Below are 13893 nucleotides of genomic sequence, written 5' to 3' on the forward strand. Positions count from 1 at the left end.
CTCCCTGTATTCAGCTGGTACTGAGGAGAAAGGCTAGCGGTCCCAGCGTCACGAAGACGCCAACGACGACGGCGATCACCGTGCTGAAGATGTCGTCGGTACGGCGCAGAACGCGAACCAGCGCCACGAGACCCAGGATCACCACCATCGCCAGGGCCAGCGCCACCCACGGCAGCGTTTCCCACATCGTCTCGAAACCCTTGAACAGCAACATTCCGGCGACCGCCGCGCCCGCGCTCTGCGCGCCGAGGATCATCCACTGGCGACGGTTGGTGTCGTCGCCGTTGCCGCGCGCCATCGCCGAGACGCGGGCGGCTCGGCTGGCTACCGCACCGCCGGCGCGATTGCCCGCCGTCCGGCCCGCAGCCCGCGAGTCGGAACGGCCCGACGTCTTCGACTTGGCGCGGCTCGCCACCTTCGACCTGGCGCGGTCCGCCACCTTCGCCGCGGCCGCTTTGGTCGCGGCGCGCCTGCTCGCCCTGGTCGGCTTCGGTTCGTAGTCGTCGTCGTAGTCGTCGTCATCGTCGAAAGCGGCGTCGTCGTAATCGGATTCGGAGTAGTCGTTGTCGACGTAATCGCGATCGACGTAATCGGACTCGGCGTAGTCGTCGGTGTCCTCGTCGTCGGCCTGGTCCGCGCCGACGCGATACACGATCTCGGTGTGCGCGTCGACGCCGCCGCGATCGGCCCGCTGTCGCAGCAGGTCACCGGCCACCGACTGCCCGGATACCAGCGGCTGCTCCTGGCTGACCGGCGACCACGCGGCCGTCGGGAAACCACCGCTCTCGGGGGCGGGCGCCGCCTTGTCCGGACGATGCCTGCGCGCCGACCACGACGGCAGCCCGCCGGACTTCGGCTCCCCCCGCCTGCGATCCAGCGACGGGCGCTGATCCGCACCGCGGGCCGGTGGGGCCTCGACGCCCGGCGCCAGGTTGAAGGCCTGCGTGGCCTCGACATTCGGCGGCGGATATCCGTTGAACCCCGGCGCCGGGGGCTGTCCGGCGAAGCCTGGCGTCGGGTCGTTGCGGCCCGGCCCGGGGAAACCTCGGGCGGGCTCGGGGCCCGGCCGACTGATGGCGCCCGGCTGCGGATCGAAAGCATCGCCCGGTCCAGCGTTGAACCCCGACGCGGGTCGGCCGTCGAACGACTCGCCCGGTCGGCCGTTGAACCCCGAGGCGGGTCGGCTGTCGAAGGATCCGGCGCCCCGACGCTCGTCGAAGCCGGATCCGGAGAAGCTGTCGAAACCAGGGCCGAGATCGGCGAGATCGTCCAAGCCGCGGGATTGCCCCGGACGACCCATGAAGGCCTGGGGCGCATCGATGCCGGCCTCGTACAGCGGCGCGTCGAACGACGGGCGGCCGGGGGGCGGGCTCGGCTCGTTGGCCTCCTCCGCGGCTTCGGCGGCTCGCCTGCGCGCTGCCCGCCCGCCGGTCACCGGAGGCGGCTTCGGCGGCTCGGGATACGGGGCGGCGTCGGGCTCCTCCGGCCGGTGCCGTCTGCCGCCACCGACAGCGGGCAGCGCACCGGAGCCGAACAATTCGGCGATACCGGGATCGACCGGCTGCGAGGGCACGCCCGGCACGCCGAGCCGACCCGGACCACGGCTCGCACGGGAGCCGGTGTCGCGGGCTTCGGCGCGGAACGGACCGAACGGATCCGACGACGGTCGCTGTTCGCCGAGACCGAGTGGATCGGGGGCGGAGTACCCCGCGTCGGGGTCGAATCGGGCGATCGGGCCCGACATCGGGGAGAAGGCCGGTTCGGCCGGGCCGGGCGGCGGGTAGGGCGCGGGCTGATAACTCGCGGGCGGCTCGTAGGCCGCGGGTTCGGGTGCGTAGGTCGGCGCGGGGACATAGGCGGGCGGGGGTTCCGGCGCGGGCGGCGCGGGCGCGGCGTGCGAATTCGGCTTCACCGCCGCGTTCTCACCGGTCAGATCGTTGACCGAGAGCCCGCGACCGCTGCGCCGCCGCCGTCCACCGCCGCCGGAGGCAGCGGGCGCTGCCCCCTGCGCGGCATTGCGAGCCAGCAGCTCGGCGACCGATAGCTGCTTCGAATCCTCACTGCTCATGCCGACTCCACTTCCGCGACCGGGGTGACCGGCGGCACCGCGGCCGGTCCACCTCCGTTGGGCTCGGAGTCCAGTTTGCGCAAGATAAGGCCTTCGCGCAGCGCCCATGGGCAGATTTCGATGCTGTCGAGCGATAACGCCCGCATACTCGCCTCCGCGACCAATGCTCCGGCCACCAATTGCTGGGACCGGTCCGAACTCACGCCCTCCAGTTCCGCGCGGTCCGAGGCGGTCATCCGAGAGATGAACGCGATCAGCTGGCGCAGACCGGAGCTGGTCAGTGTACGTCGCACCCTGGGGCCCGCGGCCGAGGGTGCCGCGCCGGTCAACCGGGCCAGCGAACGGAACGTCTTCGAGGTACCGACCGCCAGGTCGGGTTTGCCTGCCTCGACAAGAGTCTTGGACGGAACCACCAGTTCGGCGTCGAGCCAGTCGCGCAGGACCGCGATCTTGCGCTTGCCCGGCGGGTCGTCGCGCAGCCACTCCCTGGTGAGCCTGCCCGCACCGAGTTGCAGCGACAGCGCCACATCGGGTTCTTCGTCGCCGCCGTTGGACAGCTCGAGCGAGCCGCCGCCGATGTCGAGATTGATGATCCGGCCCGCGCTCCAGCCGAACCAGCGGCGCACCGCGAGGAACGTCAGGCGGGCCTCGTCCTCACCGGTGAGCACCTGCAGATCCACCCCGGTCAAGGACCGCACGCGAGCGAGCACTTCCTCGGAATTGGTCGCCTCACGTAGGGCGGAGGTGGCGAACGGCATCAGCTCGACACATCTGGAATTGCGTGCCAGATCGGCGAACTCGAGGATGGTCGCGACCAGTCGGGCCTCGCCCTCCTCGGTGATCCGGCCCATCGAATCCATGCTCTCCGACAGGCGCAAAGCCGACTTCGACGAGCTCATCGGCATCGGGTGGCCACCACGATGGGCGTCCACCACGAGCAGGTGGACGGTATTGCTTCCGACATCGAGAACACCAAGCCGCACACGAATACGGTACTTGGTGATCCGGTACCACAGGCCAGGCGACTGAGCTGTTAGCGTCAGCAGCTGTGACCGAAGGCGCATCTGGCACCGCGGAGACCGGGCTCCGACCTGGGCGAAAGATCGATCCTGCCCCGGAGGTCGAGCTCGATTTCCCACGGGAGTGGATCGAGTTCACCGACCCAGCAAACGACGAGCACCAGATCGTCGCAGATCTGACGTGGCTGCTGTCGCGCTGGACGTGCGTGTTCGGCACGCCCGCCTGCCAGGGCATCATCGCCGAACGCCCCGACGACGGCTGCTGCTCGCACGGCGCGTTCCTCGCCGACAAGGACGACCGCAAACGCCTCAACGGTGCTGTGAAGATGCTCACACCCGAGGACTGGCAGCTGATGGGCGAGGCCACCGAGCACGGCAAAGTCGTCAAGAAGGGTTACCTCGAGCTCGACGAACTCGAGGACGAGCCGGCCTTGCGCACCCGCCGCTTCGACGGCGCCTGCATCTTCCTCAATCGCCCCGGTTTCGCCGCGGGCCCCGGTTGCGCACTGCACATCATGGCGGTGCGCAAGGGCATCGAACCCCTGGAAGTGAAGCCGGACGTGTGCTGGCAGCTGCCGATCCGGCGGACCCAGGATTGGGTGGAACGCCCCGATGGCGTACAGATCCTGCGCACGGTGGTCACCGAATACGACCGGCGCGGCTGGGGCGCAGGCGGCCTGGATCTGGATTGGTACTGCACCGGCTCCCCCGACGCCCACGTCGGCGCGAAGCCGGTTTGGCAGTCCTACGGCCCGGAGCTGCGCGAGTTGCTCGGTGCGCCCGCCTACGACGAACTCTCCCGGCACTGCCGCCGACGCGAGGGCCTCGGGCTGGTCGCGGTGCATCCGGCCACGGTGGAAGCCGAGCGGATGAACCCCGAATCTCACGGATCGAATCACTCGGAGTGAAAACCTCGTAACCATTCGGTTCATCTGTAGGTCGTGCATCTGTCACCGAACTCGGGTTGTATAGCTGTTCATGTCCAAGAAAGCGATCTACGCAGCGACCCTCGCGATCGGCGCGACCCTCTCCATGACCGGCCTGGCCCATGCCGAACCGAACGGTGATCCGGCCGCGTACGCGGACTTCACGGCCGACTTCGTGAACTACAACGACCCCGCGGCGATCGACGCCGCCAAGAACGGCAAATACATCATCATCAGCACGCAGGGCACGTCCTCGCCCATCGGCTGCCGTGGCAACGGCGCCGACGTGCCGATCTACGACTGCAAGCAGTTCGACGGCGTCGAGGTGGTCTCCCTGAAGAAGATCGAAACCCCCCTCGGCACCGCCTGGAGCGTGCTGTAACCGCCCCCTGTGGCATCTCGACCATGAACGAAAAGGTCCCGTCGGATTTCCGACGGGACCTTTTCGCTGGGGGGTCGAGATCAAGCTTCGAGCTTGTAACCCAGTCCTCGCACAGTCACCAGGTGTTCCGGCTTGGCCGGGTCTGCTTCGATCTTCGAGCGCAGGCGCTTGACGTGCACGTCGAGGGTCTTGGTGTCGCCCACGTAGTCGGCGCCCCACACCCGGTCGATCAGCTGGCCACGGGTGAGCACACGACCGGAGTTGCGCAGCAGGTACTCGAGCAGGTCGAACTCCTTGAGCGGCAACGTGACCTGACCACCGTTGACGTGCACGGTGTGCCGGTCCACATCCATCCGCACCGGTCCGGCCTCCAGCACGCTGTTCTCGCTGCCGGAGTCCAGCTCGTCACCGGCGCCGCGGCGCAGCACGGCCCGGATCCGCGCGATCAGCTCGCGCGCCGAGTACGGCTTGGTGACGTAGTCGTCGGCGCCCAGTTCCAGTCCGACGACCTTGTCGATCTCGCTGTCGCGCGCGGTCACCATGATCACCGGCACGCCGCTGCGCGTGCGCAACTGCTTGCACACGTCGGTGCCGCTCATGCCCGGCAGCATCAGGTCGAGCAGCACGATATCGGCGCCGGAGCGGTCGAATTCGGCCAGCGCGGACGGACCGTCGCCGACGACGGTGACGTCGAAGCCTTCCTTGCGAAGCAGAAACGCCAGCGGCTCGGCCAGCGAATCCTCGTCTTCGACGATCAACACACTCGTCATCTGCGTGCCTCCACACCGTTCGTTCGTCCCGCGAGAGTGCGCGGGACGGTGGTTTCTCTCGTGGTGGACTCCGGCGTCTGTTCCGCGTCCTCGTCACCATCGGTTTCCAGATGGGCGGGGATGCGCAGCGTGAACGTCGAGCCGGTGCCCAGTTTGCTCCACAGGGTGATTTCACCGTTGTGATTGGCCGCCACGTGCTTCACGATGGCCAGGCCGAGCCCGGTGCCGCCGGTCGATCGGGAACGGGCCTTGTCGGAACGGAAGAACCGCTCGAACACCCGTTCCTGGTCTTCCTTGGCGATCCCGATACCGCGATCGGTGACCGCCATCGCGACATGATCGCCGCGCAGCGACCGGCTCACCGACACATGCGAACCCTGTGGCGAATACGCGATCGCGTTCTCCACCAGATTCGACAGCGCGGTCACCAGCAACGTCTCGTCGCCGAGCACTTCCAGCCCACTCGGCCGGTCGGTGCTGACGGTGATTCCGGCGGCCTCGGCGGCGGTGCGCGAGCGGTCGACCGCCTGCTGCACCACCGTGTCGACGTCGACCACGGCCAGATCGGGCAGTTTCTCGGCGCCCTGCAAGCGCGACAGCGCGATCAGCTCGGTCACCATCTTGCCGAGGCGTCGCGATTCCCCGAGCACACGGGAACCGAAGTGGCGCACGGCTTCGGGATCGTCGGCCGATTCCAGCATGGCCTCGGCCAGCAGGCTCATCGCGCCGACGGGGGTCTTGAGTTCATGGCTCACATTGGCGACGAAATCGCGGCGGGTGGCCTCCATGCGGGCCTGCTCGGAATCGTCGTCGGCGAACAGCACGACGAAGCTGGTTTCCTCGCGGGAGAGCTTGCGGGCCACGCCACGCACGGCGATCCGGCCGCGACCGGGTAGCGGGTTCTTGGCGGTGAGGTCGTATTCGGCGGACTCACCGGTCGCCAGAACCTTCTCCACCGCCGCCCACGCGCGTTCGTCGAGCAACCGGTTGCGGACCAACCCGAGTTCCTCGGCGCGCGGATTCACCAGCACCACATCGCGGTATTCGTCGACGACGGCGATGCCGGATTCGGACGCGAGCACGATCAGGTCGAGCACCTGCGACATGGTCAGCCCGGTGTCTTCCTGGGTACGGGCGGCTTGCCTGGCATTGACGAACGGGATCAGCAGGCCCCCGACTGCCAGCCCGACGACAGCCGCGAGGACTGCCAACAGCACTGCCTGCGGAACACTCACAAGATTGATCGTACGAGTGCGGAGCGACATAACGTCGGCGGGTCGGCGAAGTTTCACGCAGGTCACAGGCACTTGGTATGGCGTTCTTTTGCCGTTCACCCGGCGGGCACCTGAAGCTCCGCCGGGCGTGTCAGTTCGGCGATTCGCCCTGCGTCGCGGCGGCCATCGCGGGCCCGCGCCCTTCGATCCATGCGCCGAGCGCATATATCGGAACGAGCAGTTCGTGGCCCGCTTCGGTGAGTTCGGATTCGACTCGCGGCGGCGCTTCGGCATACCGCCGCCTGCGTACGAGCGTCATCCGCTCCATCCGCCGCAACGTTCGGGTGAACGCCTTCCGACTGATCCCACCAGCGCCCACGGAGAGTTGGCTGTGACGTTGCGGACCATCGCCCAGCGGGTACCCCACTACCGGCAGCCACGCATCGGCGAACTGATCCACCGACCGAGTCGTCGATTACGCCGCGATCCCGAGACCCAAAGCCACCGCGACCGGCGCCAGGTACAGCACCGGGAACGCCACCGTCTTGTACGAGCGCGCCCGCAGCACCGTCACGACCGCACCGGCGAAATACAGGATCAGCCCGATCGCGGCCAGTACCCCGATCACCGGCACGAACAACCCCACCAGCAGACCCGCCGCACCGAGGGCCTTGGCGATTCCCAGCGGCGTCCACCAGGTCTGCGGGACGCCGTATTCCACCAGCGGCTCCACCACGAACGGCGCCCGGCGCAGCAGGGAGAACGCCGAGAACCCCACCCACAGTGCGGCGACGACGGTGACGATGACGTAGGCGGTGAACATGGCGTAACTCCTTCGGCAACCGCGCGTTTCGCGGATCTACCGAGGTGACGACGCAGCCGACGAGAGTGTGACATCGCCTGGACAGCACAACGGCCCCACACCGTCGAACGATGTGGGGCCGAGGCGTTGGAGTTACTTGCCGCCCTGGTTGGCGACGGCGGCGGCACCGGCGGCAGCGGCGGCCGGGTCGAGGTACTCGGCGGCCTTCACCGGACGCATGTTCTCGTCCAGTTCGTAGACCAGCGGGATACCGGTGGGGATGTTCAGGCCGGAGATGTCCTCGTCCGAAATGCCGTCGAGGTGTTTCACCAGCGCGCGCAGCGAGTTGCCGTGCGCGGCGACCAGTACGGTCTTGCCGGTGCGCAGTTCCGCGGAGATGGTGTCCTCCCAGTACGGGACCATCCGCTTGACCACATCGAGCAGGCACTCGGTCTCGGGGACCTCGATGCCCGCGTAGCGCGGGTCGCCTTCCTGGCTGTACTCGTTGTCGGGCTGGATCGGCGGCGGCGGGGTGTCGTAGCTGCGACGCCACAGCATGAACTGCTCCTGGCCGTACTGCTCGCGGACCTGCTCCTTGTTCTTGCCCTGCAGGTCGCCGTAGTGGCGCTCGTTGAGGCGCCAGTCGCGCACGACCGGGATCCACAGCCGGTCGGCGGTGCCGAGGGCGTTGTCGGCGGTGCTGATCGCGCGGCGCAGCAGCGAGGTGTAGACGATGTCGGGCAGGATGCCTGCCTCTTTGAGCAGCTCTCCGGCCCGTTTACCCTCGGCGATGCCCTTGTCGGTGAGTTGCACGTCCACCCAGCCGGTGAACAGGTTGAGGGCGTTCCATTCGCTCTCGCCGTGGCGCAGCAGCACGAGGGTGTAGGTCATAGGGGTCATTCTGACATTTCGACGATGTCAGGCCCACTCCACCTCGTCGAAGCCGATGCTCAGCTCGTAGGGTCCGCCTTTGACCAGCGCGTCGACCTGTAATCGTGACGCCACCGGGTCGACCTCGCGCACTACGGCGCACACCCCCTGGAACGGACCCTCCGGAATATGGACGACATCGCCCGGCACGTAGTCGGCAGCCACCTCGTCGAGGCTACGCGCGCCGACGACCAGGCATAACGAACGCGCCGAGCGCATCCGCAGTCGGACCGAAGAGTCCTCACACCGCCTCAGCCGGCGGCCGCCTCGACCGCGAGCACTCCGGCACCGACGAGCGTGGCGCCCTCGCTCAGCGTCGACAGTCGCACCGACAGATCCTGAATGAATTCGAGCCCCGAGTGCCTGGCGACGGCAGCCCGCAACGGCCCCCACAACGGCTCCCCCGACTGCGCGAACCCACCGCTGATCACCACCCGGTCCACATCCAGCAGCGCGGCCGCCGACGAGATCGCCTGCCCCAAGGCGGTTCCCGCACGAGCCAGGGCGGCTAGCGCGATCGGGTCACCACCATGCGCGGCCTCGGCGAGCTCGACGCCGCTCTCGCCCGCCCAGCCGCGCGCACGCGCCCATCGCACCGACGACATCCCGCTCGCCACCGCCTCCACGCACCCGACTCCTCCACAGGGACAAGCGGTGTCGTCGCCGGGCACCACGATGTGCCCGAGGTGACCGGCATTGCCCGTGCGCCCCACCACGACTCGCCCGTCGGCGATGATCCCCCCACCGACCCCTGACGACACCGTCAAGGCCAACCCGTTGTCCACCCCACGCAACCCACCGACTCGATGCTCGGCCAGCACCAGACACGCGCCGTCGATCGCCAACCGCACCACCGCATTCGGGAACAGCGCTCGCACCTGCTCGACGATCGCGAATCCGTCCCGCCACGCCGCGAGGTTCAACGGCCGGATCACCCCGGCCGGTACGTCGACCGGTCCGGCCGACCCGATCCCTACCGCGCGCACTTCGTTGTCACCTGCCACAGCGACCAGAAGCTGCCGACATGTCGCCCACGGGTCGTCCGACGCGGCGGCCGCCCGGCGCACTCCGTGCAGCCCGTAGTGCGGGTCCACAACTCCCGCGGCAAATTTCGTCGCCCCGATATCGAGCGCAAGTACCGCCATCACCACTCCTACCTACCGCATCGGGCCTGACCAGCACCGGTTCTGCCCCTCGCTGATGTGAAGCGTCACAAGGTGTGGCACGCGACACTTTGACTACTGGTCGGTACAGATCACCGGTTTTCGTTAGATACTTCTGCACGGGTCGGGTCGTTTCGTTGGGCAGCACTACTGTTGATGAAGGAAAGCTGTGTCGAAAATCGCTGTATTGGTGTTGAGTCTGCTCTCAGTGGGCTTGTTCGCCGCTCCCGCGGGTGCGAACCCGCTCTATCCGACGCCGGATCCGGATCCGTTCTTCACCGCACCGGCTGACATCAGCGCGCTGGCACCCGGCGATGTCGTGCGGACCCGCCACATCGACACCTGGATGTACCCGGGCACCGAAGGCCACCAGGTCGCTTTCCGGTCCACCAACTCGGCGGGCGACGCGATCATGGGCGTCACCACCGTGCTCATGCCGGTCGGGGTGAAGAACCCGCCGCTGGTGTCCTACCAGGCGCTGATCAACTCCATCGGCACCCGCTGCAACCCCTCGCAGTCGCTGTTCAACGGCGAACTGCAGGACGCGCCCGGCGCCATGCTGCCGTTGGCGCGCGGCTGGGCGATCTCGGTGCCCGACTACCTCGGCCCGACCGTGGCCTACGGTGCGGCCAAGCTCAGCGGCATGGTCACCCTCGACAGCGTGCGCGCCGTGCAGAAGGTCGCCGAACTGGGTGTCGGCAACTCGCCGGTCGCGATCGCCGGCTACTCCGGCGGCGGCATGGCCACCGCGTGGGCGGGCGCACTGCAGCCCACCTACGCGCCGGAGCTGAAGCTCGCGGCCGTGGTGTCCGGCGGCATCCCCGCCGACCTCGAATTGATGGCCGACGCACTCGGTTTCGCGCCGCACCCCGGCTTCGGCCTCGCCTTCGCCGCCGCGATGGGCATCGAGCGCGAGTACCCCGATCAGGTGCCGGTGTCGGACCAGCTCAACGAGAACGGCCTGTGGTTCCGGGAATTCACCAAGGACGCGTGCCGCCGCTTCCTGCTGTTCCACGGCGCCCTGCGCAACGCCGACCAGATGGCGGCATCCAAGGAGCTGTTGGGCAGCCAGGTGGCCCGTGGCGTGCTGCGCGAGAACAGCCTCGTGCACTTCCAGGGCGCGCCGACCGCACCCACCTACATCTGGCAAGGCAAGTACGACATCCTCACCCCGTACGCGCCGGTGGCCGACACCATCGCCCGTTGGTGCGGTGCGGGTGCGCCGGTGCAGTTGAACACCGTCGAGATCTCCGAGCACATGACCGCCGCCGTGGCGGGTTTCCCCGACGCCTGGAACTACGTCGAGGCCCGCTTCCGCAACGAACCGGTCCCGACCAACTGCTGAGCTGAGAAACGATGCCGGACAGGAACTCTCCTGTCCGGCATCGTCGTGTTCTCAGACCTTGTCGGCGTCGTCGATGATGTGCTCGAAGGCGCGCAGATTCTTCAGCGACTCACCCCGCGAGACCCGCCACTTCCATTCCTTGCGAATGGATTCGGCGAAACCGAGCTCGAGCAGGATGTTGAAGTCGTTGTCGACGGCTTCGAGGATCTGACCGAAGATGCGGTCGAGTTCGTCGGCGGTGACCGACTCGGCCGACATCCGGCCGACCAGGTAGATGTCGCCGACGTTGTCGAGGGTGTAGGCCACCCCGTAGAGGCGGCGGTTGCGCCGCAGCAGGTATTTGTAGACGCCTTCGAAGTTCTCGTCGGGCTTGCGGCAGACGAAGGATTCGATGCGGACCCCGTGCTTGCCGACGGTCAGCATCACCGTGGTCTTCAGCTTGCGCTCACCCGGCAGCACGACGATGAAGGTGTCGTCACCGTGGCGGGTGTATTCGATCTCACGATCGCGCAGCGTGTCGTCGATGATCTGTGCAACGGCGCTCACCTGTGCGCTCCCGTCCGGCGCCGCCACAGCGCCCGTGATCTGGCCTGACCTGTCTCGCCCGCGTACAGGGCGATCGGTCCGCGTTCGGCGCGGAATCCGGCCATCGCGGCAGCGTAGCTGTCGAGCAGCCCGTCGGCGGTGTGCGCCCAGGAGAACCGGCTCGCGTGCTCGACCGCGGTCGCGCCCATGCGGGTCAGCCGATCGGCATCGTCGAGCAGGGCGGCCAGCGCGTCGGCCCAGTCGGGCGTGCGATGCCCCGGCACCAGCAGGCCGGACTCGTGGTTGCGAACCGCGGTGCCGAGACCGCCGACGTCGGCGGCGAGCACCGGAGTGCCGCTGGCCTGTGCCTCGATGGCGACCAGGCCGAAGGATTCGTTGTAGCTGGGCACGGCGACCACGTCGGCCGCGCGATATACCTGCACGAGCTTGTCGGCGGGCTGCGGCGGCAGGAACGTGACCCGATCGGCGATGCCGAGATCGGCGGCCAGTTCGATCAGCGCGTGCGGCTTGGCCAGTCCGGTCCCGGACGGCCCGCCCACGATCAACACACGCAGCTTGCGGCTCGGATCCCGACTCAGGAGCTCGGCCGCGGCCCGCACGAGCACATCGGGGGCCTTGAGCGGCTGGATCCGGCCGACGAACGCGACGATCTGCTCGTCGGCGCGCAGACCGAGTTCGGTGCGCGCGGCGAGCTTGTCGCCGGGGCGGTAGCGGGTCAGGTCGGCGCCGGGCGGCACCACGTCGATGCGGTCGGGTGCGGCGCCGTAGAGGTCGACGAGCTGACGGGCTTCGTCACCGGTGTTGGCGACGAGCCGGTCGGACTCGGCGATCACCTGCTTCTCGCCGATCACCCTGGTTTCGGGTTCGGGGGTATCGCCCTCGGCCAGCGCGGCGTTCTTCACCGCGGCGAGTGTGTGGGCGGTGTGCACCAGCGGCACCCGCCAGCGATCGCGCGCGAGCCACCCGACCTGGCCGGAGAGCCAGTAGTGCGAGTGCACGAGGTCGTAGTGGCCGGGCAGGTGGCGCGCCTCTTGGCGCAGCACCTCGGCGGTGAACGGACACAGCTGGGTGGGCAGCTCGTGCTTGTCGAGTCCCTCGAACGGGCCCGCGACCACGTGGCGCACGATCACGCCGGGTCCGGCCTCGGCGACCGGCGGCAGCTCAGACGAGGTCGCGCGGGTGAAGATCTCCACCTCGGTGCCCCGTTTGGCCAGCTCGAGCGCGGTTTGCAGCACGTAGACATTCATCCCGCCCGCGTCCCCGGTGCCGGGCTGCGCCAGCGGCGAGGTATGCACCGATAGCACCGCGATGCGATGGGGCAAGAGTTCGGGATGACGCTGGCTCACACCTTCCAGTGTGCACGCCGCGACGCCACCACCGTTACCCCTACCGGGTTCGGTGACGGCTGTCACAGCGTATTCGTGAGTGAGTTCACGGACTTGTCGCGGTCGAGCCTGCCCGATCCGGCGCCGGAGCGCGAGCGGATTTCGGACAGCGCGGTGGCGGTCACGCCCGGTGCAGCGCTGCCTCGAACACGGGCCACGATTTGTGCATGTCCTGCTCCCAGTAGCCCCACGAGTGGGTGCCGTTGGGGCGCATGTCCACCGTGGCGGGGATGCCGAGCGTTTGCAGTCGATCGCGCAGCTGCTGGGTGCACAGATTCGTGACGGCCTCCAGCCCGGCGCCGAACAGCAACTGCATGGTCAGCTGCACCGGGTCGCCCTGGGTGGTGGCGATGCTGTCGTACGGACCGGGGATGCCGGTACCGGAGGAGATGTAGACGTCGGTGCCGCGCAACGCTTCCGCGTGCAAGTAGGGGTCGTTGTCGGACCACTCGGGATCGGTGGGTGGGCCCCACATATTGGCCGCGTTGCCGAGCCTGCTGCCCACCACCGTTCGCACGATCGCTTGTCCGCGTGGATCACTCGTGCGCACGCACCCGCTGTAGGAGCCGATCGCCCGGTACAGCCCCGGCTCGGAGAGGGCGAGCTGGAACACCGAAGTCCCCGCCATCGACAGTCCGGCAATGGCATTGGCCCCGGTACCGTCGAACTCCTTGTCGATCACGGGCGGCAGTTCCTTGGTGAGGAACGTGGTCCACCGCTGCTTGCCCAGCACCGGATCGTCGGTTTTCCAGTCCGCGAAGTAGCTACCCGCCCCACCGAACGGGATCACCACATTGACCTGTTTGTCCTTGAAGAACTCGACGACATCGGTTCGATCCAGCCAGTTGCCGTCGCTGCCACCACCGACCCCGTTGAGCAGATACAGCGTCGGCGCGGGCGCGTTCGGATCCGCGGCCCGCAACACCCGCACCCTGGTGACGATGTCCATCGCCGGTGAGTACACGCCCACATCGATGGTGCGATCCGGCTCGACCCGCTGATCCTCGATCCGCGCTGTCGGCTCCGCGCCCGCGGGCGCCCCGACCACAAGACCGGCCAACACGACCGACACGGCCACTACGACCCGTGCGCCCACTGCTCGACCGAACATCATCGAACTCCGTTCTCGACGCCGAATCCTCTTCTCCACATACGATCCAACGACATTCCAGAACGCTACACACGATCTCAGCGGAAGTCTGTGACGATTCCTAGAAGATTTACCCGAAATCTGTACGTTCGTTCTTCTTGGTTTCCCGCGACAATCACGGGCCGATCACATCGTCGCCGCAGACCGATCACATCATCGATCCGACCTGCGCGGTTACGCCAACCCGCAGGTC

14 protein-coding genes and 1 pseudogene are annotated in these 13893 nt (G+C 67.9%); 3 read left to right on the forward strand and 12 right to left on the reverse strand.

Annotation, left to right across the window (positions count from 1 at the left end; all coding sequences use genetic code 11):
* Window positions 1-10: 10 nt before the first annotated feature.
* Window positions 11-277 (reverse strand): annotated as a pseudogene (locus QX204_RS29525) (hypothetical protein); the annotation flags it as partial.
* Between the two features lie 1787 nt (window positions 278-2064).
* Window positions 2065-3051: a Ppx/GppA family phosphatase gene (locus tag QX204_RS29530; RefSeq protein ID WP_301903753.1), complete on the reverse strand. Its 987-nt coding sequence runs from the start codon at window positions 3049-3051 to the stop codon at window positions 2065-2067.
* Between the two features lie 119 nt (window positions 3052-3170).
* Here QX204_RS29530 and QX204_RS29535 point away from each other — a divergent pair, with 119 nt between their 5' ends.
* Both QX204_RS29535 and QX204_RS29540 read left to right on the forward strand, forming a co-directional pair.
* Complete coding sequence (locus QX204_RS29535) at window positions 3171-3995, forward strand: DUF3109 family protein (RefSeq protein ID WP_301908146.1); 825 nt, start codon at window positions 3171-3173, stop codon at window positions 3993-3995.
* Window positions 3996-4065: 70 nt separating this feature from the next.
* Window positions 4066-4395, forward strand: coding sequence for a hypothetical protein (locus tag QX204_RS29540; protein WP_301903754.1), 330 nt, complete (start codon window positions 4066-4068; stop codon window positions 4393-4395).
* An 80-nt stretch (window positions 4396-4475) separates the two neighbouring features.
* Here QX204_RS29540 and QX204_RS29545 read toward each other — a convergent pair whose 3' ends face one another.
* The 7 genes from QX204_RS29545 to QX204_RS29575 all read right to left on the reverse strand — a co-directional run bounded on the left by QX204_RS29545 (window position 4476) and on the right by QX204_RS29575 (window position 9256).
* Entirely contained in the window at window positions 4476-5165 is a 690-nt protein-coding gene (locus QX204_RS29545; RefSeq protein WP_101465521.1) for a response regulator, read from the reverse strand.
* Complete coding sequence (locus tag QX204_RS29550; RefSeq protein WP_056816211.1) at window positions 5162-6400, reverse strand: sensor histidine kinase; 1239 nt, start codon at window positions 6398-6400, stop codon at window positions 5162-5164. The genes QX204_RS29545 and QX204_RS29550 overlap by 4 nt, the downstream gene beginning before the upstream one ends.
* A 130-nt stretch (window positions 6401-6530) precedes the next feature.
* On the reverse strand, window positions 6531-6839 hold the full coding sequence (locus tag QX204_RS29555) for a winged helix-turn-helix transcriptional regulator (RefSeq protein WP_301903755.1): 309 nt from the start codon (window positions 6837-6839) through the stop codon (window positions 6531-6533).
* A gap of 15 nt (window positions 6840-6854) precedes the next feature.
* The gene (locus tag QX204_RS29560) at window positions 6855-7202 is read right to left on the reverse strand and encodes a DoxX family protein (RefSeq protein ID WP_301903756.1); all 348 of its coding nucleotides are present in this window, start codon (window positions 7200-7202) and stop codon (window positions 6855-6857) included.
* A gap of 132 nt (window positions 7203-7334) precedes the next feature.
* Window positions 7335-8072, reverse strand: a complete 738-nt coding sequence (locus QX204_RS29565; protein WP_301903757.1) for a phosphoglyceromutase — start codon at window positions 8070-8072, stop codon at window positions 7335-7337.
* A gap of 27 nt (window positions 8073-8099) precedes the next feature.
* Complete coding sequence (locus QX204_RS29570; protein WP_301903758.1) at window positions 8100-8276, reverse strand: KOW domain-containing RNA-binding protein; 177 nt, start codon at window positions 8274-8276, stop codon at window positions 8100-8102.
* An 86-nt stretch (window positions 8277-8362) separates the two neighbouring features.
* Entirely contained in the window at window positions 8363-9256 is an 894-nt protein-coding gene (locus tag QX204_RS29575) for an ROK family protein (protein WP_301903759.1), read from the reverse strand.
* 187 nt (window positions 9257-9443) lie between these two features.
* Here QX204_RS29575 and QX204_RS29580 point away from each other — a divergent pair, with 187 nt between their 5' ends.
* Window positions 9444-10619, forward strand: a complete 1176-nt coding sequence (locus QX204_RS29580) for a lipase family protein (protein ID WP_301903760.1) — start codon at window positions 9444-9446, stop codon at window positions 10617-10619.
* Window positions 10620-10670: 51 nt separating this feature from the next.
* Here the strand turns inward: QX204_RS29580 and QX204_RS29585 are convergent, their stop codons facing one another.
* The 3 genes from QX204_RS29585 to QX204_RS29595 all read right to left on the reverse strand — a co-directional run bounded on the left by QX204_RS29585 (window position 10671) and on the right by QX204_RS29595 (window position 13664).
* Window positions 10671-11165 (reverse strand): type III secretion system chaperone family protein, encoded by a 495-nt coding sequence (locus tag QX204_RS29585; protein WP_301903761.1) that lies wholly within the window; start codon window positions 11163-11165, stop codon window positions 10671-10673.
* On the reverse strand, window positions 11162-12520 hold the full coding sequence (mshA, locus tag QX204_RS29590; RefSeq protein WP_301908147.1) for a D-inositol-3-phosphate glycosyltransferase: 1359 nt from the start codon (window positions 12518-12520) through the stop codon (window positions 11162-11164). Before mshA ends, QX204_RS29585 begins: the two co-directional genes overlap by 4 nt.
* Before the next feature lie 151 nt (window positions 12521-12671).
* Complete coding sequence (locus tag QX204_RS29595; protein ID WP_301903762.1) at window positions 12672-13664, reverse strand: alpha/beta hydrolase; 993 nt, start codon at window positions 13662-13664, stop codon at window positions 12672-12674.
* Window positions 13665-13893: the final 229 nt, after the last annotated feature.

The organism is Nocardia sp. PE-7, assembly GCF_030486425.1.
In the GTDB taxonomy this organism is placed as follows: Bacteria; Actinomycetota; Actinomycetes; order Mycobacteriales; family Mycobacteriaceae; genus Nocardia; species Nocardia salmonicida_A.

Bases quoted from the DNA above. Each gene is read 5' to 3' on its own strand.
- QX204_RS29540 (WP_301903754.1), top strand. From the start codon at position 4,066: ATGTCCAAGAAAGCGATCTACGCAGCGACCCTCGCGATCGGCGCGACC.
- QX204_RS29545 (WP_101465521.1), bottom strand. From the start codon at position 5,165: ATGACGAGTGTGTTGATCGTCGAAGACGAGGATTCGCTGGCCGAGCCG.
- QX204_RS29560 (WP_301903756.1), bottom strand. From the start codon at position 7,202: ATGTTCACCGCCTACGTCATCGTCACCGTCGTCGCCGCACTGTGGGTG.
- QX204_RS29565 (WP_301903757.1), bottom strand. From the start codon at position 8,072: ATGACCTACACCCTCGTGCTGCTGCGCCACGGCGAGAGCGAATGGAAC.
- QX204_RS29575 (WP_301903759.1), bottom strand. From the start codon at position 9,256: ATGGCGGTACTTGCGCTCGATATCGGGGCGACGAAATTTGCCGCGGGA.
- QX204_RS29595 (WP_301903762.1), bottom strand. From the start codon at position 13,664: ATGATGTTCGGTCGAGCAGTGGGCGCACGGGTCGTAGTGGCCGTGTCG.